Here is a 19,838-nt window from a genome sequence, read left to right as displayed (position 1 = left end):
GGTTTTCACCGCGCCACCGCGATCAGCTCGCGGCTCGTTTCATCCACCGGCGCGCGATCCCAGTCTCCATACCAGTCGATGCGCGCGAAACCCGAATCGGTCAAAAGGCGCGCGAGCTCGTCGAGCGTGCGAAAGCGCAGTTCGCTCGTGGCGCTCAGCGTGTCCTCGGGCGTCGACATGAAGCGGTAGTGCGTCGTGAACGCGGCGCGGCCGGTTGTCGACGGATCGGGTTGCGCGTGCCGCTCCTGCCACACTTCCACTGTTTTTCCGTCCGGCGCTTCGACGCGCCTCGACGAGCGTTCGCGCGTCCAGTTTTCCCACGCCCGCGCCGCCGGATTGCGGCTTTCGAAGGCGATCGCGCCGCCCGGCCGGATCGCACGTCGCGCGGCCTTGAGCGTCGCGAGGAACGCGGCATCGTCGAGAAATACTTGTGCGACGTGCCCCGTCATCACGAGCAGATCCGCCGCGCCGACGAACGGCAGCGCGTTCGCATCGCCTTCGATCCACGTCACCTCGTCGCCGTGCGGACGCGCTCGCGCGACACGCAGCATTTGCGGCGACGGATCGATGCCCGTCACGCGATGCCCGCGCTTCGCCAGTTCGCAGGCGAGCAAACCCGTGCCGCAGCCGAGATCGACGATATGTTTCGCCGGCTCGGCCAGCGCGAGATAGAACGCCGTATCTGGCGCGAACGGATTGAGTATGTCGTAGAGCGCGACGAGGCGCGGATCGTCGTAGAGCATCAGCGGCTCTGGTATGCGATCGCGTCGCGCATCGGCTGGCTGCCGATCATGATCGGGCCGGTGAATGGCGTATCGAGATCGAGGATCACGAGCACCGCCGATGCGATCGACAGCGCGCCGAGCATGATCGTCACGAGCGAAAGCGCGTTGCGCGGCGCGATCAGCCCGAAGCACAGAAAGATGATGAGAAGCCAGCCGACGAGTATCCGGTCGAACGGATAGGAAATCGATCCGTGCGCTTCCTCCACGAGCTTCCAGCGCAGTGCGATGAGTTGCTCGAAACGCGCGGCGGCTTCGGCGGCGATCTGGCGATGATAGTCGTCGTGCGGGCGAAGCAGGCGCACGTCGCGCTGGGCCTGGCTCAGAATCGCGCCGAGCGTGCTGCTCGCGAGATTGTCGGTTTTCGTCGACGGCTCGACGTCCGGGTAATGGCCGGGCGGCCGCGGCTCGTTCGGCCACGTGCTCGCGACTGCGGCCGCCGTGTACGAGCGTAGGAGTTCGCGCGCGCGATCGAGATCGGCGCCGTAATCGCGCATGGTGCGATCGAGTTCGATGATCGATGTCGCGTAGCTGCGCATGTCGCTGTTGGTGGTGTCGAAGACCGTTTTCGCCGATGCGGTCAGGAGGCCGAGCACGAGCGCCGCGAACGTCACCAGCATGCCGACGAGCAACTGCACGAGTTGCACCGTCTCCTGCGCCTTGTGCTCTTCGGGCAGCAGCGGCCGCACGATCGCGCCCAGCCCCGTGCTGGCCAGAAGGAGAATGAAGACGAGCACCGCGGACTGGATTTCCGTCATGAACGCGCGAGCCGTGATGGCGTGACCGGAGTGGTCGCATTATCGGCGGGAAAGCGCTTGCGGTCCAATGCGGAGCGGATGAGAAGCGGATGAAAAGCGGAGATAAGAAGCGCGGCGGCGGCGACGGGAACGGGAACGAACAAGAAGCCGCGAGGGCGGCGTGCGGGATCGTGGTCCCCCCGGCAGGAATCGAACCTGCATCTAGCGCTTAGGAGGCACTCGTTCTATCCATTGAACTACGGGGAGCGGACCGTGCGTGGCCGACAGCGCGGCCAAGCGAGCGCAGAGTATAACAAACGCCATCGGCGGGATCGGGGTCGGCGCGAAGAAATTCGAACGCAAGGACGCGCCCCGGAAAAAATCGTCGGAACCGAGGGTTTGCACCTATCAAGTTTCGCTGAGCCGCGCCGCCATCGGAGTAATGGACCCCTATCCCGATACCAAGCCGCAGGGCGCGTTTTCGGCGTTGCTGGCAGACCAGGACCTGACGCACCTCGAACTGGTGCTGCGCCGCTCATTGTCGTGCGATCTCGGCGGGCCGCTGCTGCCGCCTTCGTACTGGCGCGAGCGGCTGGCATCGATTACGCGCCGGTCACATCTCTCTCACACGCAGATTCAGACCGTGCATCGGCTGTATTTGCATATCGACGCGTTCGAGGCGGCCGGGCGTCAGCGCGAAGAAGAACTTCGAAGCGAACGCGAGCAGGCTGCTCTCGCGAAAGCTAAAAGCGCCTGAGCGCGTGTCAATGTCGATGCCTCAGCCACCATTCGCGCAACGGATGCCGATGCGCGTGGTCTCGCGCCGCCACGCGCCTGCGATGTCCATCGCGCCAATCCTGCGCGAGCAGCACGATGACGATCGTCGCCAGGCACGCAAGTCCGACGAAAATGCTCGAAAAATCCCACATGACGTCCCTCCGCTTTTCACTGGCGCCATGTATCGATTTTAGGTCACGCGCCGCCCCGCTTCACGCCGTTCGACGCGCGCGCTGCTGCTGTTGCGCGTGCGCCGCGAGCCGCACCGCCGCGTTGGCCGCGCCGTAGCCGTCGTAGCCGCCGCGCCGCTCGATCACTTCGAGGAAGAAGCGCTGATCGAGCTGCTCCGTGTACGCGTGGAAAAACTCTCCGCCGCGCTCGTCGCGGTCGTACAGGATGTTGTGCTCGCGCATCTGGTCGATCTGCTCATCAGGCAGGCCGAAGCGCGCGACGAGATCGTCGTAATAGTTGCCCGGGATATGCAGGAATTTGACGCCATCGGCTTCGAGACGCGGGATCGCATCGAAGATATCGGGCGTGCTGAACGCGACATGGTTCAGGCCCGAGCCGCGATACGTCGATAACGATTCGGACACCGCGGTGTACCGATCCACCGACGCGTTCAGCGCGATGCGCACCGAGCCGTCGCGGCTTCGCACCGCGCGGCTGCGCACGAGACCGTACGGATCGGGCACGAGCACGGCGGCTTCGGTCTCGAAGCCGAACGCGCTTCGGAAGAACAGCACCCATGTATCGAGCGCGTCTGCGGGAAGCGACAGGCACACGTGATCGATGCGCGAGAGCGGACCCACTTCGTACGGTCCGTCGATATCCGTCAGATTGAAGTCGGATTCCCACAGCGTCGGGCCGCCGGGCGCTTCATCGACGAAATAGTCGAGGCTGCCGTCGGGCGACTGTACGCCCGGCACCACGCGCTCGTTCGGACCGACTTGTCCCGAAAACGGCGCCGAGCCGTACGCGGCGGCGCGCTCGAACGCCTGCTTCGCGTCGTCGACGTGAAACGCCGACGCGCACAGCGACAAGCCGTGCTTCTGAAAGAACGCGCTCGCAAACGAATCGGCCTCGGCGTTGAGCACGATCGACCCCGCGCCATGTCGGTACAACGCGACATCCTTCGAGCGATGCTTGCCCGCAAGCCTGAAACCGAGCCGGCCGAGCCATTGCGCGAGGTGCTCGCGCGTGCGGTCGTCGACGGCGAATTCGAGGAACTGGAAGCCGATGTGCGCGGGCGGTGCGGGAGGGTTGAAGAGCTCGGGCGGCGCCTTGTCGCCCATCAACTCGCGCGTCTGTTCTTCGAGAAAACGCAGCGACCGGTAACCATCCGCCGCCGTGATCGCGGTCGGCGCGGCCCGAAAGCCGTCATTGAAGATTTCGAGCGACAGCGGACCCTTGTAGCCCGCTTCGAGCACGCGCGCCGTGAAGCCCGCGACATCGAACGCGCCCTGCCCCGGAAAGCAGCGATAGTGACGGCTCCATTCGAGCACGTCCATCGCGAGCACGGGCGCATCGGCGATCTGCACGAACGCGATGCGCTCGCCCGGAATCGACGCGATCTCTTCCACCGAATCGCCGATCGACAACGTATGAAACGTATCTAGCGCGAGGCCGAGGTTCGGATGATTCACCGCGTCGACGAGCTTCCACGCGTGCTTGTACGAGTTCACGTAGCGACCCCACGCGAGCGCCTCGTACGCGACGATCACGCCCGCCTCCTGCGCGATGTTCGCGAGCACGCCGAGCTGATCGGCAAGCAGCGCGTCGTCGCGAATCGTGTCGGGCGATACGTTGCTGCACACGAGGATGCGGTCCGTGCCCAACTCGTGCATCAGTTCGAACTTGCGCTTCGCGCGCTCGACGTTCTTCGCGAGCCGCTCGGGGCTCACGCCGTCGAAATCGCGGAACGGCTGAAACAGGTAGATCTCGAGGCCGAGGTCCGCGCACATGCGACGCACGTCGGCGGGCGTGCCGTCGAAATACAGCAGATCGTTCTCGAAGATCTCGACGCCGTCGAAACCGGCCGCCTGTATGGCGCGCAACTTCTCGGGAAGCGTGCCGCTGATGGATACCGTCGCGATGGAAGTGCGGATTGAACGCAGCATCGCTGCCTCCTCGTTGCAATTCGGTGAATGCGGATGGATCGGAGCGGCGCCTTCCAGTGTAGGCCGTCCGCATGACTGACGCGCGCAATCCATGTCATTCTGCGAGATAATAACAAACTAACTAGACCGTACAAATTGGTGAAAACACGAACCGACAAGTCTCGCGCGTGCGTTCACACTGCGGCCTATTAATCTCGCACTGCAGCATGCAGTGCTCGTTCATTGCCGGAGCGCTCGCATGACCACCAAGACTTCGTATCTCATCGGCCTGATCGGATCCGGCATCGCCGGCTCGCTCACGCCCGCCATGCACGAGAAGGAAGGCAGCAACCTCGGTCTCAACTATGTGTATCGACGCATCGATCTTCAGGCGCTGGCGCTCGAGCCATCCGCCCTGCCCGATCTGCTCGACGCCGCCGAGCGCATGGGCTACGACGGCCTGAACATCACGTATCCGTGCAAGCAAAGCGTGATCCCGTTGCTCGACGATCTCGATTCCGACGCCCGCGCACTCGGCGCCGTGAATACGGTGGTGTTGAAGGACGGCAAACGCATCGGCTACAACACCGACGGGTCGGGCTTCGCGCGCGCGTTCCAGCGCGGTCTGCCCGGCGCGCCGATGGAGCGCGTCGTGCAGCTCGGCGCGGGCGGCGCGGGCGCGGCCGTCGCGCATGCCGCGCTGACGATGGGCGCGCGCGAACTCACGCTGTTCGATTCCGATGCGGCACGCGCCGCCTCGCTCGCCGCCGACCTCGCGGCGCGCTTTCCGGATCGCATCGTGAAGAGCGGCGGCGATCTGCGCGACACGCTCGCCGTCGCAAGCGGCCTCATCCACGCGACGCCGACCGGCATGGCGAAGCTGCCCGGCCTGCCGCTGCCGGCCGAGTATCTGCACAAGGAATTGTGGGTCGCGGAGATCGTCTATTTCCCGCTCGAAACGCAACTGCTGAAAGCCGCGAAGGCGCTCGGATGCCGCACGGTAAGCGGCGGCGGCATGGCGGTCTGCCAGGCGGTCGATGCGCTGCGCATCTTTACCGGCCGCGAGCCGGATGCCGAGCGCATGTTCGCGCATTTCCAGACCTTGCTGGAACGTTGATAACCCGGAACGTTGATAACCCGTTGGCCACGAAAAAACGGCGACCTCGTGAGCGTGTCGCCGTTTGGCCTTGCGCGCGAAGAAGGGATCAACCGTCGCGCCGCATGTAGCGCACCACCGCATCGACGATCATCTCGCGATGACGCGCACGCGAACGCGCGCCCGACGGATCACGCCCGAACGCCGCACTCCACGTATGACGGTTCGCCACGCGATGAAAGCAGAACGAGCTGATCATCAGATGCAGGTCGATGGGATCGATGTCGTCGCGAAACTTGGCCGCCGCGACGCCGCGCGCGATGAGATCTTCAATGGTTTTTACGACCGTCGAATTGCGCGCCTTGAAGGTCTTCGATTGTTCGATGTACTTCGCGCCGTGAATGTTTTCGATCGTCACGAGGCGCACGAAGTCGCGTTGCTTGTCGTGATAGTCGAACGTGAAACCGATGAATTCGCGCAGCGCTTCCTCCGGCTCCATTTCCGCGAGTTGCAATTCCTGTTCGAGCGCGCGGATATCGCCGTAGACCTGCTCCAATACCGCTTCGTACAAGCCTTCCTTGCTGCCGAAGTAGTAGTACAGCATGCGCTTCGTGGTGTTGGTGCGCTCCGCGATGGCGTCGACGCGCGCGCCCGCGAGGCCCATCGCCGAGAACTCCTGCGTGGCGATGTCGAGAATGTTCCGCTTGGTCTCCTCAGGATCGTACTTGCGCCGCCCTTGCTCCGTGGTCGACGAGGGCGCAGCAGTAGCGGCCTTGCTTCCTTTCTTCATTTTTCTGTCTGAGAACGGCGTTGAAAATCGATTCTAGCACGCGATTTCGACGCATCCTCGCCCTAACAGGCGCTCATTACGGAGGGCTTCACCTATAATTTTTTCACCCCGCAAACCAATAGAAAATCACATGCGCAAAAAGCATTCGCTCTTTCTGGCTCCGTCCATTCTGGCCACATGGTGTCTCTGCGCAATGGCGCAAACCGCGATGCCGCCCGGCCATCCGTCGTCGCGAGAACTGATGGCCGCCGAAGGGGTGATGACGAGCGCGAACATCGCGCGCGGCGCGGCCGATGTCTGCCATATCGATGCCGCGAAGGTCGCGCGCTTTCGCGACGCCGTGCGCACGAGCTATCCCGACGCACCCGATTTCGACGGCGAATGGAAGCTCGGTCTAGCGCAGGCGCAACCGACCGTCGATCGCTTCGAGAAGCTGAAGACGAGCAATCCGGCGGAGTATCGGAAGGAAATCGGCGAGGCGTGCCCGGCGCTCAATCGCGGCATCGACGAAGTCACGCAGCAGTAGGATCCAGTTACGCGCTCTTGCCGTCGTAGTGCGCGCGCTTTTCCGCGTACATCGCGGCGTCGGCGCGTTGCAGCATCGGTTCGAGCCGCTCGCCGTCGTGCGCGGTGGCCGCGCCCATCGCGAAAGAAAGCGGATTGCCCGAATAGAACTGGTTGTTCACTTCGAGCAACTGGCGAATGCTTTCGATCACCGCTTCGCCGCCGCGTTCGTCGGTGCCGGGCAGAAGCACCATGAACTCGTCGCCGCCGATGCGCGCCGCCTGGAACGGTTTCTCCACCGCCTTGCCGAGCACTTCGCCCGCGCGGCGCAACAGCGCATCGCCGGCGGCGTGGCCGAGTTGGTCGTTGACGGCCTTGAGTCCGTTCACATCGACCGCGATTGCCGTCACCGGGAACGGGCCCTTGCGTTCGAGGCGATTGATTTCGTCGACATAGAACGAGCGATTCTTGAGCTTCGTGAGCACGTCGTGCTTGCCGAGGAATTCCAGATACGCCTCGGCCTTCTTGCGCGCGGTGATGTCCGTGAGCGCGACGAGCACGAGGTCCCAGCGCGCCTCGTGTCCCGGAAACACCGAGAACTGCAGATGCACATGCACCTCGTTGCCTTCGAGCGAATAGTTGAGCACCTCGCGCTGATGGAAGAGCTTGCCCTCCCACAACTCGATCAACTGTTCCTGGAAGTGCTGCTGCATGTCGTCGCGAAAGACGTCGGACAGGCGCGAGAGCAGCGTCGCTTTGGTCGGTGCGGCGAACATGCGTAGCGTGTGCTGATTCACGTCGAGCACGTGAATCTCCTGCATGCAGCGCTCGACGAACTCCGGATGAACGTTGGTGAACGTGCGAAAGTCGACGATGCCGCGCTCGCGCACATCGTCCAGCAGCGACTTCACGGAACTGAAGTCTTCCACCCACAGCGACACCGGCGAATGCTCGAAGAGCCCCCGCGCATACAGTTCGCTCGCGGCGGCCGTGCGACGCATTGCTTCGAGTTCGGTGATGTCCTCGATCGTGACGAGCACGCGGGTCCATGTGTCTTCGTGGCCCGGCAGAACGACCGCCTTGAGCAGCACGTCGAGGCGCTTGCCGCCGAGCGTGTAGTTGACCGTCTGGCTCACGAAGCGCGACTTGCCGGACCACAACTGCTCCAGCTCGTCGATGTGCGTGGTGAGCATGTCGTCACGGAACACACGGTCGAGGTTCTGCACGAGATGATCGACGTCCCTCGCGTGAAACAGCGACAGCGTGCGCTGATTGACTTTCACCACGCGTATGCGCGAAGAACATTCGGCGATACGTTCGGGATTCTCGGCTAGAAACGCGCGCAGATCTGCGACGCCCGCCGCGCGCCAGCGCTCGAACTGCTCGCGCACGGCGCTGAAGTCCTCGAGCCAGAGCGAGACGGGCGCGAGGTCGAACATGTCGGCATCGTCCTCCGGCACGCTCGCCGGCATGAATTGACCGGCAGCGCGGCGCGGGTCGTTTGGCATGGTCATCCTTTCGGCTCGCGCCGGCTCAAAATGGGTTCCTGGTCGATGCCCGGATTCATCTCATTATTGTAGCGCGCGTCATATTTCCGGCGTCGAATCGCCGGTCTGCAACGCGCGCCGCGGCGTTTGCGCTGGTGCCGGATATCGGGGGCGGATGCTACACTCGATCGGCCATGCTCGTGGCCATTTCCGCGTTCCCGCGTTCCGCGGGCCGCAACGCTCGGGCACGTTTGCTGCACGCCCAAAGGATCGCGCGACATCGCGCAGTCCGGTGCGCGGCGCCGCATCCATTCACATTGCAAGAAGAAGGAGGCACGACTCTCATGGCTGATTTCCGCATCTGGTCCGACGAATTTCCGGCGAACGGCTTTATGACGCGCGCCCAGGAATTCGACCAGCAAGCCTTCGGCGTCGCGGGCGAGAACATTTCCCCGGCGCTGCAATGGGAAGACCCGCCCGCCGATACGCGCAGTCTCGCGCTCACCGTCTACGATCCCGACGCGCCCACGGGCAGCGGCTTCTGGCACTGGGTCGTCGTCAACATTCCGGCCGACGTGCGCTCGCTGCCGCGCAATGCCGGCAAGGCCGACGGCAGTCTGCTGCCGCAAGGCGCGCTGCAGCTTCGCAACGACTACGGCACGGTCGGCTTCGGCGGCGCGGCGCCGCCGCGTGGCGACAAGCCGCATCGCTACATCTTCCGCATTCATGCGCTCTCCGCGGAGAGCCTGCCGCTCGACGGGAACGTGACCAACGCGGTGGCGCGCTTCATGACGCATCTCAACGAAATCGATTCGGCGACCTACACCGGCCTCTACGAGTTGAAGTAAAGCCGGGAAGCGGCGCGGCGCGGCGTGACCGCGCCGCGCTCACACCCTCATTTGAAAACGGCGCGCCATGCGATGCGCCGCTCGCCACTTCCCGCCCATCGATGGATTCCGACCAAGGTCTGCCGCTGCCCCAGCGATACTGGGCCATTGCCGTCGTCGCGCTCGGCATCACGCTCGCGGTGCTCGACGGCGCCATCGCCAACGTCGCGCTGCCGACCATCGCGCGCAATCTGAACGCCTCGCCCGCCGACTCCGTCTGGGTCGTCAACGCGTATCAGCTCGCCATCACTATCTCGCTTTTGCCGCTCGCCTCGCTCGGCGATCGCATCGGCTACCGGCGCGTGTACATGGCGGGGCTCGCGCTCTTCACGGTGTCGTCGTTCGCGTGCGCACTGTCCGGCTCACTCGTCACGCTCACCATCGCGCGCGTCGTGCAGGGCTTCGGCGCGGCCGGCATCATGAGCGTGAACACGGCGCTCGTGCGTATCATCTATCCGCACGATCAACTTGGACGCGGCGTATCCATCAACGCGACGGTCGTCGCCATTTCGTCGGTAATCGGGCCGACGGTCGCCTCGGGCGTGCTCGCCGTCGCGACCTGGCCGTGGCTCTTCGCGATCAACGTGCCGATCGGCATCGTGGCGTTCGCGATCGGCTTGACGTCGTTGCCGCGCACGCCGGGGCATCGGCAGCCGTACGACTACGTCAGCGCGATCATGAACGCCCTCTTCTTCGGCATGGCGATCGTCGCGGTCGATGGTTTCGGGCACGGCGAGCATCGACCGTATGTGATCGGCGAGATCGTCGTGACGGCGGTCATCGGCTACTTCTTCGTGAAGCGGCAACTGACGCAAAGCGCGCCGCTTCTGCCTGTCGATCTGATGCGCATTCCGGTGTTCGCGCTCTCGGTCGGCGCGTCGGTGTGTTCGTTCTGCGCGCAGATGCTCGCATTCGTCTCGCTGCCGTTCCTGCTGCAAAACAATTTCGGCATGAGCCAGGTCGAAACCGGCTTTCTGATGACGCCGTGGCCGCTCGTCATCGTGTTCGTCGCGCCGCTCGCGGGCGTGCTCGCGGATCGATACTCGGCCGGACTGCTCGGCGGCATCGGGCTCGCGATCCTGACCGTCGGGCTCGTGCTGCTCGCGAGCGTCGGCGCGCATCCGTCCGCGCTGGACATCGCGTGGCGCATGGCCGTATGCGGGCTCGGCTTCGGACTCTTCCAGTCGCCCAATAATCGTCAGATGCTCTCAGCCGCGCCGCGTCATCGCAGCGGCGGCGCGAGCGGCATGCTCGGCACCGCGCGTCTCACCGGCCAGACGTTGGGCGCGGCGCTCGTCGCGCTGATCTTCGGGCTCGCGCCGAAGCAAGGCGCGGTGATTGCGATTGCGGTCGCGGCAGTGTTCGCGGCGGCTGCCGCGGTGGTCAGCGTGCTGCGTCTCACCGGCAAGCGCAGCATCGAGCCCGCCTGACCCGGCATCTTCTCTCCTTGCCGCCCGGCCGCTCGCTGGGCACGGCCTTTGCTGAAACTTCGGGCAAGTTTTTCCGCTCACGCGGAAGGTTCGAAAACAGCAATAAAGGAGTGTGTTCATGGGCGTTTCCCTCAACGGTTACAAGGTCGCGATTCTCGCCGTCGATGGCTTCGAGCAGGCCGAGCTCGTCGAGCCGCAACGCGCGCTGAAGGAAGCCGGCGCGCAGGTGGATGTCGTATCGCAGAAGGCCGGTCAAATTCAGGGTTTCAAGCACGTCGACAAGGGCGACAAGGTCGATGTCGATGTGACGTTCGACTCCGTCAGCGCCGCCGATTACGACGCGGTCGTATTGCCCGGCGGCGTCGTCAACGGCGACGCGATCCGACTCGACTCGAAGGCGCAAAGCTTCGTAAAGGAAGCCGATCAGGCGAAGAAGCCGATCGCGGTAATCTGCCATGGCGGCTGGCTGCCGATTTCGGCAGGCATCGTCGCGGGCCGCACGATGACGAGCTGGCCGAGCCTGCAGGACGACATTCGCAACGCGGGCGGCACGTGGGTCGATCAGGAAGTGCAGATCGACGGCAATCTCATCACGAGCCGGAAACCCGACGATCTGCCCGCGTTCAACAACGCGCTGATCGAAGCGCTAGCGAAGACGCGCGCCGCCTGATGCATCGCACCGGAGCCGAGCCGATGTCGAGATCGCTCATCTCACGCACACGCGCCGTCGCGTTGTCGCTCGCTGTTGCGGCTGCGCTCGCGCCCGTCGCACAGGCGCAGACCGAAGAAAAGCTCTCGCCGATCGACCAGCAGTTTCTTCAGGACGCGGGGCAGGCGGGTGCGACGGAACTCGCCGCGAGCAAGCTCGCGCTCACGCATGCGAGCGATCGGCAGGTGCGGGAGTTCGCACAGCGAATGATCGTGGATCACACCAAACTCGCGCGCAATCTCGACGTGCTCGCGAAGCGTCATGCCATCACCGCGCCGGCGACTGCGGATTCGTCGGTGATAGGCAGCCTGCAAAATCTCCAGGGCGCGGAGTTCGACAAGGCCTATATTGAAAAGGTGGCCGTGGACGGACATGAGAAGGCCGTTGCGCTCTTCAAGAAAGAGAGCGAAAGCGGCAACGACACGGCCCTGAAGGCGGCTGCGACCAAGGCGTTGCCGGTCATCAGTCATCACTACGAGATGGCGCAGCAACTCGCGAAAGCGAAGGCGGCGTCATGAGCATCGCGTATGCCGCCGCGCGCGCCGCCGCTTCCCGTTCCGCTTGCCGTCCCGCTTATGAGGACTCGACCATGCACATCACGTTTGCAGACGAAGCCCCCGTTTATGACGGCGACGACCTCGCCATTCACTTCGCCGCGCTCATCGACGGCGAGCCGGTCGTATGTTCGATCACCGCCGAAGCGCTCGAAGATCACTTCGGCGCGAAATCGCCTCGCGAGGAAGATCTGCTCGACGCCTACGCGCGCGGCACGGCGCGCATTCGCGCGGTGTGCGCCGAAGTCCTCGACGACAACGGCGGCCAGCCCGCCGTGCTGAGGAGCGGATTGTTCCGCGTCGCCGGCATGGAGCCCGACTGAGCGGCCTTCTCTTCGCGACAGCGCGCGCATCTCACATCACCCAAGCCAACAAGGAGGGAACATGTCATTGATCATTGCGGGCCGATTCCAGACCTTTCCCGCGGCCGAAGCGGCGGCCCAGAAACTCTTCGCGCAGGGCTTCGTGGAAGAAGACGTGACGCTCTTTTTCGTGAATCCGAGCGGCCAGCACGCGCGCTTTCCCGTCGGCGGTGATGTCAGTACCGACGCGGGCGCGAGCGCATCGCCCAAAGGCGCGGGCAAGGGCGTGACGATCGGCGCGGTCGTCGGCGCGGTGGCGGGCGCGGCGATCTTCGCGATCTTTCATGCGCCGCTGATCGTCTCGGCGATCGCGGCGGGCGTCGGCGCGTATGTGGGATCGCTCGTCGGCGCAATGTCGCATACGAAGAAGAAGCCGCACAACGCCGCGCACGTCGAGGAGCCGACGCGTCACGCAGGCGTGCTCGTCGCCGTGCATGTATCGCCCGAAACGCAGGAGCGCGCCACGACGACGCTGCGCGAGGCGGGCGGCATGGATATCGAGCGTGCGTCGGGACGCTGGAAACAAGGCAAGTGGAGCGATTTCGATCCGCTTCAGCCGCCGCATCCGGTGAAGGAGTTCGCGCAGACGCGCGTGTGATTTTTTTCTCGCTGTGCCGATGAAAACGCCCGCTTCGCGCGGGCGTTTGCGTTGATGGCCTCACCGACGGACGTCGTCAGACCCAAGGCGCGTGCGTGCGCTCGGGCCGCATGTTCGCGCGTACGGCGCAATCGGCGGGCAACACGCGCGCCTTGCCCGGACTGACGGATGGACCTTCGCACATGCGCCCATAGTCGGCGGGCGTTTGCGTATGCGTATCGGCGACGTGTTGTCGAACATGCAAGGTCAGCGCCGAGGCCGCGACCGCCACGATGATCAGAAACTCGCGATGCGCGAGTCGATTGAAAAATTTCACTGCGCTCTCCTGTTGCCGTGATCCGCGCGCGTCTCGAATCGGATGCACGCTGCTGTGCCGTGGTTAGAGCAAACCACATGCCCCTCGGAAGCAGCGCTGGCACGCCGCGTGCGTAATGAATCGGCGAGCCGCATCCCGCAGGGAGGCTGCGCAGTGAAATATCGAAACTAAATGGAGGTGTCATATGAGCACGAACGTCGTATCGGTACTCAACGATCTCGTCGAAACCTCGAAGGATGGGGAAAAGGGTTTTCTCAAGGCCGCCGAGGATACGCGTGATCCAAGCCTCAAGCTGCTGTTTCAGAATCGCGCGCAGAAGTGCGCGGAAGGCGCGCGCGAACTGCAGGACGTCGTCGCGCGGCTGGGCGGCAAGCCCGAAACCGGCGGCTCGGTCGCCGGCGCGCTGCATCGCGGCTGGGTCGATGTCAAGTCGGCCGTGAGCGGTCACAGCGACCACGCGATTCTCGCGGAGTGCGAGCGCGGCGAGGATGCCGCGAAGAAGAACTATCGCGAGGCGCTGGACAAGGATCTGCCTGCCGATATCCGTGCGATCGTCGAACGTCAGTATCAGGGCGTGCTCGAGAATCACGACCGCATCCGCGATCTGCGCGATCAGTACGCGGCCGCGAAGTCCTAAGCGCTGACGCAAATGCGGCCCGATGAACCATCGGGCCGCCTAAAGACAAACGGCCGCGCGATGCGGCCGTTTGCTTGTCGAGAAAGCGTGTGAGGCGTTAGTGCGGCTGGCCCTTGTCGTTGGTGCCGAGCGCCGAAGCTGCCGCCGCTGCCGACGCGCCCTTCAGCTTGTGCGCCTTGTCCTGCTGGTGCAGATAGGTGCCCTTCTGCTTCTTCGCGTGCGTGCCGGTATCCGCGCCCGCCGTGGCCGCATCGGAAGCTGCCTGCGCGAACGCCGTCGTCGAGAATGCCAGCGCGAGCGCGCCGATCAATGCCATCTTTTTCGTCTTCATGAAAGAGCTCCATTTTTCCGGGGCCTCTGAACGCCGGGCTACTGCGCATTCGTGAGCCGCCTGTGCAAGTACGGTCCTGAACGGTCGTACTCGTTTTTAAGTTTCGAAGTGCTGCGAGGTGAAGCGCACTGCGTGATGCGTCATGCGTGATTGCGACTGAAGCATCGGGCGATATAACGCGAAGCCCGTGCCTCCATGCGAGAACCCGCGCTTCGTCCGACTCCTCGCCGCATGTGGCGAATCGTCGAACCCCGCGCGGGTTCCGTACTGCTGGCACTCAACCGCGGCCCGCCGTGGCGAAGCCGGGCATACGAACTATGCCATTACTCGGCGGCAATTTTAAGATGGTTCTTCACCGAAGCAACACCCGAGACGTTCGAGACGACTTCTTGGGCGGCGGTCTTGTCTTCCGCCGACGGCACCGTGCCCGTCAGCGACACCACGCCCGAACGGGTCTTCACGTGAATATGCGTGGACTTGACGTTCTTCGCGCCGAGCAGTTCGGCCTTGACCTTCGTGGTGACGGCGCTGTCGTCGACCTTCTGGCCGACCGACGTGCCCGAACCGCTCGTCGACGACGTGGAATTGGTTTGCGCGCCGACGTTGAGCGCGAACACGACACACGCGATACCGCCGGCTGCCTTCAGGATTTGAGTCGTCTTCATGGCAATACTCCCATTTTTTCGATTTTGGTCTGGCGCCCCGTTCGCCTTCGATGCGCGAGGCGGCTCTTGATCACGTCCGCGCCGTAGCACGCGGGAACGTGCAGTCCCTTCCGCAACTTGCGTGCCGGATCGGAAGAAAGCGCGGTCCCGGTTTTGTCGAAATGCGTCGAAAGCGCCGCGCGGCAAAGCCTTCGTGTGTCGTCGAACAAATCTTCGACGCTTGCGAAATCGTTCGCCGCGGCGTGCGCCGCGCCGCCCGAAACCCGCGGCGCTTTTGTCTGGGCGCGTGTAAAAACTGCGTGAAACGAGGCTCGCAATCGCGTCGAAATGCGGCAGCGGAGGGTGAAAAACGTAGTCGCTGTACGACCTTATCCAACGGTGGCACGGTCGTTGCTTTATTACCCCGCAAACCTGCCCATCATTTCTAGAACAATCGAGGATTAGCAAGCAATGCCGCCTACACTCGAACTCCGCGCGAAGCAAACGCTCGCGCTTACGCCGCGTCTGCAGCAGTCGGTCCGTCTTCTGCAACTTTCGTCATTGGAGTTCCAGCAAGAACTGCGCAACGCGCTCGACACGAATCCGTTCCTCGAATACGACGAGTCGCAGACTGAAGACAATGCGCTCGGCGCCGACAACGGCAGCTCGATGGGCGAATCGTCCCTGTCGACGAGTCCGAGCGACACCGCCGAAGCCCCGCTCGCGCCCGAGACGAACATGGAGAGCGAGCAAAGCGTCGATGCCGGTTCACGCGACGACTCGCGCGACGACTCCATGAGCGAATTCTCGTCCGATCCGTTCGGCCGCGGCTCGCGCAACGGCGGCGACGGCGAAGGCTCCGATCCCGCCGACTGGGTGCGCATCGAACCGTCGCTACACGAAACGCTCCACGACGCGTTGCGCCTTTATCAGCTGAACGAGCGCGATCGCGCGATTGCGCAGCTCATCATCGAAGCCCTCGACGACGACGGTTATCTGCGCCAGGAATTGAGCGAGCTCGCGAATGTCGTCGAGATCGAACCCGCGCTGAACGAAGATGAACTCAACATCGCGCTCAAGCTCGTGCAGTCGCTCGACAAGCCGGGCGTCGGCGCGCGCAATTTGTCCGAATGCCTCGCGCTGCAACTCGAAGCGCTGGAAGAGGACACGCCGGGCCGCGCGGTTGCGCTCGAGATCGTCACGCATCATCTGGAACGCCTTGCACGGCGCGAGCAGGCCGAGTTGCAGAAGAAGATCGGCTGCAGCGCGGATGAACTGCGCATCGCGTGCGCGCTCGTGCGCCGCCTCGATCCGAAGCCGGGCGAGAACTACGGCCAGAGCGAAGACAACTACGTGGTGCCCGACGTCATCGTGCGTCAGGTGAAGAAGCAATGGGTCGTGACGATCAATCCGGCGGTGCTGCCGCGCGCGCGTATTCATCGCATGTATGCGGAGCTTTTCGCGCAATCGGCCGGCGCGAGCCGATCGCCGCTCGCGCAGCAATTGCAGGAAGCCCGCTGGCTGATTCGCAACGCGCAGCAGCGCTTCACGACGATCCAGCGCGTCGCCGAATGCATCGTCTCGCATCAAAAGGCGTTCTTCGACTATGGCGAGATCGCGCTCAAGCCGCTCGTGCTGCGCGATGTCGCCGATGAACTCGGCCTGCACGAATCGACGATCTCGCGCGCGACGGGCAACAAGTACATGGCCACGCCGCGCGGCATCTTCGAGTTCAAGCACTTCTTCCCGCGCGAACTGAGCACGGAAAGCGGCGGCACATGCTCGGCTGCGGCCGTGCGCGCGCTGCTCAAGGAAATGATCTCGAAGGAGAACACGCGCGATCCGCTCTCCGACGTGAGTCTCGCGAAGATGCTCGCGGATCAGGGCGTGATCGTCGCGCGCCGCACGGTGGCGAAGTATCGCCATCTGATGAAGGTGCCGCCCGCCGAACTGCGCCGTCAGGCGTGATGTTTTCACGCTCCCAAGCGCTCGGCGACGACCCGGTCAAGCGAGGCGCCTGAGCGACAAGAGCGTAATCGACAGGCCGTCCGTTCGCGGACGGCCTTTTTTTGTCTCCGATCAGCGCCAGCCCGATGCCCGATGCGTGCGCTTTCTCGCGGCAGTCGCCGAAAGCTCCGCGCCGAGCAGGAATACCGCGGCCGAGTAGTAGAGCCACATGAGGATGATTGCGAGCGAACCCGCCGCGCCGAACATGTTCGCCATGCCAGCGTGCGCCAGATAGAACGCAAAGAGGCGCTTGCCGCCTTCGAACAGCAGCGCGGCTGCGGTCGCGCCGAGCGCGGCGTCGCCCCAGCGCATGCGCGCAGTCGGCAGGAACTTGAGCAGCACGGTGAACGCGATCATCAGCACGCCGAGCGATATCGCGCGCCGCGTGAGGCCTGAGAGCACGATGAACGGACTGCCGTCGCCGAGCACCCAATGCCCGAGTATCTCGACGAGCGCATCGAGCACGAGCAGCATCGCGACGAGCAGACCGGAGCCGACCACCAGCCCGAACGACATGAACCGCACGCGCAGCAGCGTGACGATGCTCTCGCGCGTGCTCACGGCGGGCGTCGGCCAGATGACGTTGAGCGCGCTATGCAGCGACGAGAAGGTCGCCGACGCGCCGATCAGCACGCCCGCAAGCGACAGAATCGCCGTGCTGCGCGCGATGTCCGCGTGCCACGCGTTCGCGACGATCGCCTCCAGCGTGCGCGCCGCGTCCACGCCCACGACGCCGCTGATTTCGGCGAAGAGCCGCCCTTGCACGGCATCGGCGCCGAAGAAGATGCTCGCCACCGCGATCACGATGACGAGCGTCGGCGCGAGCGAAAACGCGGCGAAGAACGCGATCGACGCCGAGAACATCAGGCAGTGGTCCTGCGACCATTGCGTGATCGGATCCGCGATCCACGAGAGCCAGCCGAAACGCGACGTGCGGCCCGAGGCGACGGGCGCGGATTGATTGGCGGAGACGTCCTGATCCATCGGCGGGAAGCGTGAGCGCGGCTTGAAGTGTCAAGCGACGATGTTAGCGCCGCACTGCGAAGCGTGTGTAAAAAACGGCGCGCTCCGTGAAGAGCGCGCCGCGTGAACGTTGCTGCCGGATGCGTGTCAGGGCTTGTCGGCGGCCGGGTCGGCGTCTTCGTCCTCGAGGCCGCGGGTTTCATCCTCGATTTCGTCGGGAAGGATGTCCGAGTCGGCTTCCAGATTGTTGTCGCCGTCAGCGGATGCGGTTTCGCCGGTGCCGAAGCGGTCCGTATCGCTGTTCAGCTCGGCTTTGGACTGGCCGAGCGCGTGTGCGTCGAGTTCGTCCTCGATGTCGCCGGGATAGCGCTTTTCGCCCTGCACGTCCGAGCCGCTGTCGGACGAGTCGCTCGGACCGAGCGCGCCGGTGCCGTGTCCCTTGCCGTATTCGGCGCCGTCGTCTTCGGGCGGGTTCAATGTGCTTCCACTCATCATGACCTCCTTGGATCGTGTCGATGATGGATCCGCAAATCCCGTTCCGCGACATTGCGCTCGACGCATGAAAAAGCCCCGCGCTTCTTTCGACGCGCGGGGCCGTGATTACGTGACGACGTTCGGCGCGAAATCAGGCCTTCGCCGCAGGACGCTTGGCTTCGGATGCGCCCTGCTTCACCGTCTTGACGGTCTTTTCGGTGACGGACGTCGCCGTTGCGACGCTGCGCAAATCCGACAGGAACGAATCGCGCCACACCGAAAGATTGTTCTCGCGCAGCGGCGCCATCATGTCCGCGTGACGCGCCTGACGCTCGGCGAGCGGCATCGACAAGGCGCGCTCCAGCGCTTCGGACATCTGCGACAGATCGAACGGATTGACGACGAGCGCGCCCGGCAGTTGATCCGCCGCGCCCGCGAACTGCGACAGGACGAGCGCGCCCGGATCGGCCGGATCCTGCGACGCGACGTATTCCTTCGCGACGAGATTCATGCCGTCGCGCAGCGGCGTCACATAGCCCACCTGCGAGAGGCGGAACAGCGCCATCAACAGATTGCGCTCGTACTTGCGGTTGAGATACTGGATCGGCGTCCAGTCGAGCTGGGCGAATCGCCCGTTGATGCGGCCCGCCTCGCCTTCCAGATTCTGGCGGATGCGCTGATAGGTCTGCACGTCCGAGCGCGTCGGCGGCGCGATCTGCACGAGCGACACGCGGCCATGCCAGCCCGGCGCGTTCAGCAGCAGACGCTCGAACGCCTGAAAGCGCTCGACGAGACCCTTCGAATAATCGAGGCGATCGACGCTCATGATGAGCTTGCGACCGTGCATGCTGTCGCGCAGGCTTTTCACCTGCTTGCGGTTCGCGAACTGTTCGGCGGCCTTTGCGATGGCGTCGGGATAAATGCCGATCGGATACGCGCCCACTTTCAGCATGCGGCCGAATGCCTGCAACATGCCGTCGTCTTCGTTGAAGTGGCCGCGGCTCGTGCGCTCCACGTAATCGATGAACGACTGCTTGTCGCTGTCCGTCTGGAAGCCGACGACGTCGTACTGGCACATCGCCGCGATCAGTTCCTCATGCGGCGGCACGGTGCGCATCATCTCCGGAACTGGAAACGGGATGTGCAGGAAGAAGCCGATCGGATTGGCGACGCCGAGCTTGCGCAGCTCCTGCGCGAACGGGAGCATGTGATAGTCGTGCACCCAGATGATGTCGTCGGGCTTGAGCATCGTCTTCAGCTTCGCGGCGAGGCTCGCGTTGACGCGCATATAACCCGCGTATTCCTCGCGATCGAAGCGCGAGAGGTCATTGCGGTAGTGAAACGTCGGCCACAGCGTGGCGTTCGAGAAACCTCGGTAGTACTGGTCGTAGTCGCGGCGTGTGAGTCCGACCGTCGCGTAGGTCACCTTGCCGCCCTTCTCCAGCACCGGAGCGCCCGACTCGCCGACGATCTCGCCGCTCCACCCGAACCACACGCCCCCAGTCTCCTTGAGCGCGTCTAGAACGCCGATCGCGAGGCCGCCCGCGCTGGGCTTGCCTTCCTGGATCGGTGCGACGCGATTCGATACCACGATCAATCTGCTCATTACAGCATCACCTCATCAGTTGTCGTTGCATGCTCGAATTGGCGATCT

General features: G+C 64.1%; 23 protein-coding genes and 1 tRNA gene. 11 read left to right on the top strand and 13 right to left on the bottom strand.

Annotation, left to right across the window (positions count from 1 at the left end; all coding sequences use genetic code 11):
• Positions 1-5: 5 nt before the first annotated feature.
• The 3 genes from NCS28_RS03895 to NCS28_RS03885 form a co-directional block, all read right to left on the bottom strand.
• The gene (locus NCS28_RS03895) at positions 6-743 is read right to left on the bottom strand and encodes a class I SAM-dependent methyltransferase (RefSeq protein ID WP_250512554.1); all 738 of its coding nucleotides are present in this window, start codon (positions 741-743) and stop codon (positions 6-8) included.
• Positions 743-1,540, bottom strand: a complete 798-nt coding sequence (locus tag NCS28_RS03890; protein WP_250512553.1) for a bestrophin-like domain — start codon at positions 1,538-1,540, stop codon at positions 743-745. Before NCS28_RS03890 ends, NCS28_RS03895 begins: the two co-directional genes overlap by 1 nt.
• A gap of 171 nt (positions 1,541-1,711) precedes the next feature.
• A tRNA-Arg gene (locus NCS28_RS03885) sits at positions 1,712-1,786 on the bottom strand.
• A gap of 10 nt (positions 1,787-1,796) precedes the next feature.
• On the opposite strand from NCS28_RS03885, the gene NCS28_RS03880 reads away from it, so the two are divergent.
• Entirely contained in the window at positions 1,797-2,276 is a 480-nt protein-coding gene (locus tag NCS28_RS03880; RefSeq protein WP_250512552.1) for a hypothetical protein, read from the top strand.
• A 7-nt stretch (positions 2,277-2,283) separates the two neighbouring features.
• Here the strand turns inward: NCS28_RS03880 and NCS28_RS03875 are convergent, their stop codons facing one another.
• The gene (locus NCS28_RS03875; RefSeq protein WP_250512551.1) at positions 2,284-2,448 is read right to left on the bottom strand and encodes a hypothetical protein; all 165 of its coding nucleotides are present in this window, start codon (positions 2,446-2,448) and stop codon (positions 2,284-2,286) included.
• Between the two features lie 60 nt (positions 2,449-2,508).
• Positions 2,509-4,404 (bottom strand): bifunctional sugar phosphate isomerase/epimerase/4-hydroxyphenylpyruvate dioxygenase family protein, encoded by a 1,896-nt coding sequence (locus NCS28_RS03870; protein ID WP_250513051.1) that lies wholly within the window; start codon positions 4,402-4,404, stop codon positions 2,509-2,511.
• Between the two features lie 250 nt (positions 4,405-4,654).
• On the opposite strand from NCS28_RS03870, the gene NCS28_RS03865 reads away from it, so the two are divergent.
• The gene (locus tag NCS28_RS03865; protein ID WP_250512550.1) at positions 4,655-5,512 is read left to right on the top strand and encodes a shikimate dehydrogenase; all 858 of its coding nucleotides are present in this window, start codon (positions 4,655-4,657) and stop codon (positions 5,510-5,512) included.
• An 88-nt stretch (positions 5,513-5,600) separates the two neighbouring features.
• Here NCS28_RS03865 and NCS28_RS03860 read toward each other — a convergent pair whose 3' ends face one another.
• Positions 5,601-6,281 carry a TetR/AcrR family transcriptional regulator gene (locus NCS28_RS03860; RefSeq protein WP_250512549.1) on the bottom strand — a complete coding sequence of 227 codons (681 nt, stop codon included), beginning with the start codon at positions 6,279-6,281 and terminating at the stop codon, positions 5,601-5,603.
• Positions 6,282-6,411: 130 nt separating this feature from the next.
• Between NCS28_RS03860 and NCS28_RS03855 the strand changes: the two genes are divergently transcribed.
• Entirely contained in the window at positions 6,412-6,807 is a 396-nt protein-coding gene (locus tag NCS28_RS03855; protein ID WP_250512548.1) for a hypothetical protein, read from the top strand.
• A 7-nt stretch (positions 6,808-6,814) separates the two neighbouring features.
• On the opposite strand, the gene NCS28_RS03850 is transcribed toward NCS28_RS03855, so the two are convergent.
• Positions 6,815-8,293 carry a sensor domain-containing diguanylate cyclase gene (locus NCS28_RS03850; protein ID WP_250512547.1) on the bottom strand — a complete coding sequence of 493 codons (1,479 nt, stop codon included), beginning with the start codon at positions 8,291-8,293 and terminating at the stop codon, positions 6,815-6,817.
• A 323-nt stretch (positions 8,294-8,616) separates the two neighbouring features.
• Between NCS28_RS03850 and NCS28_RS03845 the strand changes: the two genes are divergently transcribed.
• From NCS28_RS03845 to NCS28_RS03820, 6 genes are all read left to right on the top strand, one after another.
• Entirely contained in the window at positions 8,617-9,120 is a 504-nt protein-coding gene (locus NCS28_RS03845) for a YbhB/YbcL family Raf kinase inhibitor-like protein (RefSeq protein ID WP_250512546.1), read from the top strand.
• Between the two features lie 101 nt (positions 9,121-9,221).
• On the top strand, positions 9,222-10,589 hold the full coding sequence (locus NCS28_RS03840; protein ID WP_250512545.1) for an MFS transporter: 1,368 nt from the start codon (positions 9,222-9,224) through the stop codon (positions 10,587-10,589).
• Positions 10,590-10,707: 118 nt separating this feature from the next.
• Entirely contained in the window at positions 10,708-11,259 is a 552-nt protein-coding gene (locus tag NCS28_RS03835; protein WP_250512544.1) for a type 1 glutamine amidotransferase domain-containing protein, read from the top strand.
• Positions 11,260-11,282: 23 nt separating this feature from the next.
• Positions 11,283-11,816: a DUF4142 domain-containing protein gene (locus NCS28_RS03830; RefSeq protein WP_250512543.1), complete on the top strand. Its 534-nt coding sequence runs from the start codon at positions 11,283-11,285 to the stop codon at positions 11,814-11,816.
• Entirely contained in the window at positions 11,813-12,175 is a 363-nt protein-coding gene (locus NCS28_RS03825; RefSeq protein WP_250512542.1) for a DUF1488 family protein, read from the top strand. The genes NCS28_RS03830 and NCS28_RS03825 overlap by 4 nt, the downstream gene beginning before the upstream one ends.
• Before the next feature lie 61 nt (positions 12,176-12,236).
• Complete coding sequence (locus NCS28_RS03820) at positions 12,237-12,812, top strand: glycine zipper domain-containing protein (protein ID WP_250512541.1); 576 nt, start codon at positions 12,237-12,239, stop codon at positions 12,810-12,812.
• Between the two features lie 76 nt (positions 12,813-12,888).
• Here the strand turns inward: NCS28_RS03820 and NCS28_RS03815 are convergent, their stop codons facing one another.
• The gene (locus tag NCS28_RS03815; RefSeq protein WP_250512540.1) at positions 12,889-13,128 is read right to left on the bottom strand and encodes a hypothetical protein; all 240 of its coding nucleotides are present in this window, start codon (positions 13,126-13,128) and stop codon (positions 12,889-12,891) included.
• Positions 13,129-13,312: 184 nt separating this feature from the next.
• Between NCS28_RS03815 and NCS28_RS03810 the strand changes: the two genes are divergently transcribed.
• Positions 13,313-13,765 carry a PA2169 family four-helix-bundle protein gene (locus tag NCS28_RS03810; protein WP_250512539.1) on the top strand — a complete coding sequence of 151 codons (453 nt, stop codon included), beginning with the start codon at positions 13,313-13,315 and terminating at the stop codon, positions 13,763-13,765.
• A gap of 97 nt (positions 13,766-13,862) precedes the next feature.
• Here the strand turns inward: NCS28_RS03810 and NCS28_RS03805 are convergent, their stop codons facing one another.
• Both NCS28_RS03805 and NCS28_RS03800 read right to left on the bottom strand, forming a co-directional pair.
• The gene (locus NCS28_RS03805) at positions 13,863-14,096 is read right to left on the bottom strand and encodes a hypothetical protein (RefSeq protein WP_250512538.1); all 234 of its coding nucleotides are present in this window, start codon (positions 14,094-14,096) and stop codon (positions 13,863-13,865) included.
• A 323-nt stretch (positions 14,097-14,419) separates the two neighbouring features.
• A complete protein-coding gene (locus NCS28_RS03800; protein WP_250512537.1) occupies positions 14,420-14,761 on the bottom strand; it encodes a BON domain-containing protein in 342 nt (113 codons plus the stop codon).
• Between the two features lie 450 nt (positions 14,762-15,211).
• On the opposite strand from NCS28_RS03800, the gene NCS28_RS03795 reads away from it, so the two are divergent.
• A complete protein-coding gene (locus NCS28_RS03795) occupies positions 15,212-16,708 on the top strand; it encodes an RNA polymerase factor sigma-54 (RefSeq protein WP_250512536.1) in 1,497 nt (498 codons plus the stop codon).
• Between the two features lie 111 nt (positions 16,709-16,819).
• Here the strand turns inward: NCS28_RS03795 and NCS28_RS03790 are convergent, their stop codons facing one another.
• The 3 genes from NCS28_RS03790 to otsA form a co-directional block, all read right to left on the bottom strand.
• Positions 16,820-17,731, bottom strand: a complete 912-nt coding sequence (locus NCS28_RS03790) for a YihY/virulence factor BrkB family protein (RefSeq protein ID WP_250512535.1) — start codon at positions 17,729-17,731, stop codon at positions 16,820-16,822.
• Positions 17,732-17,857: 126 nt separating this feature from the next.
• Positions 17,858-18,205 carry a chemotaxis protein gene (locus NCS28_RS03785; protein ID WP_250512534.1) on the bottom strand — a complete coding sequence of 116 codons (348 nt, stop codon included), beginning with the start codon at positions 18,203-18,205 and terminating at the stop codon, positions 17,858-17,860.
• A gap of 130 nt (positions 18,206-18,335) precedes the next feature.
• The gene (gene otsA, locus NCS28_RS03780) at positions 18,336-19,790 is read right to left on the bottom strand and encodes an alpha,alpha-trehalose-phosphate synthase (UDP-forming) (protein ID WP_250512533.1); all 1,455 of its coding nucleotides are present in this window, start codon (positions 19,788-19,790) and stop codon (positions 18,336-18,338) included.
• Positions 19,791-19,838 lie beyond the last annotated feature (48 nt).

This window comes from Caballeronia sp. INDeC2 (genome assembly GCF_023631325.1).
Taxonomy (GTDB): Bacteria; Pseudomonadota; Gammaproteobacteria; order Burkholderiales; family Burkholderiaceae; genus Caballeronia.
This window is presented reverse-complemented; position numbering and strand designations above follow the sequence as displayed.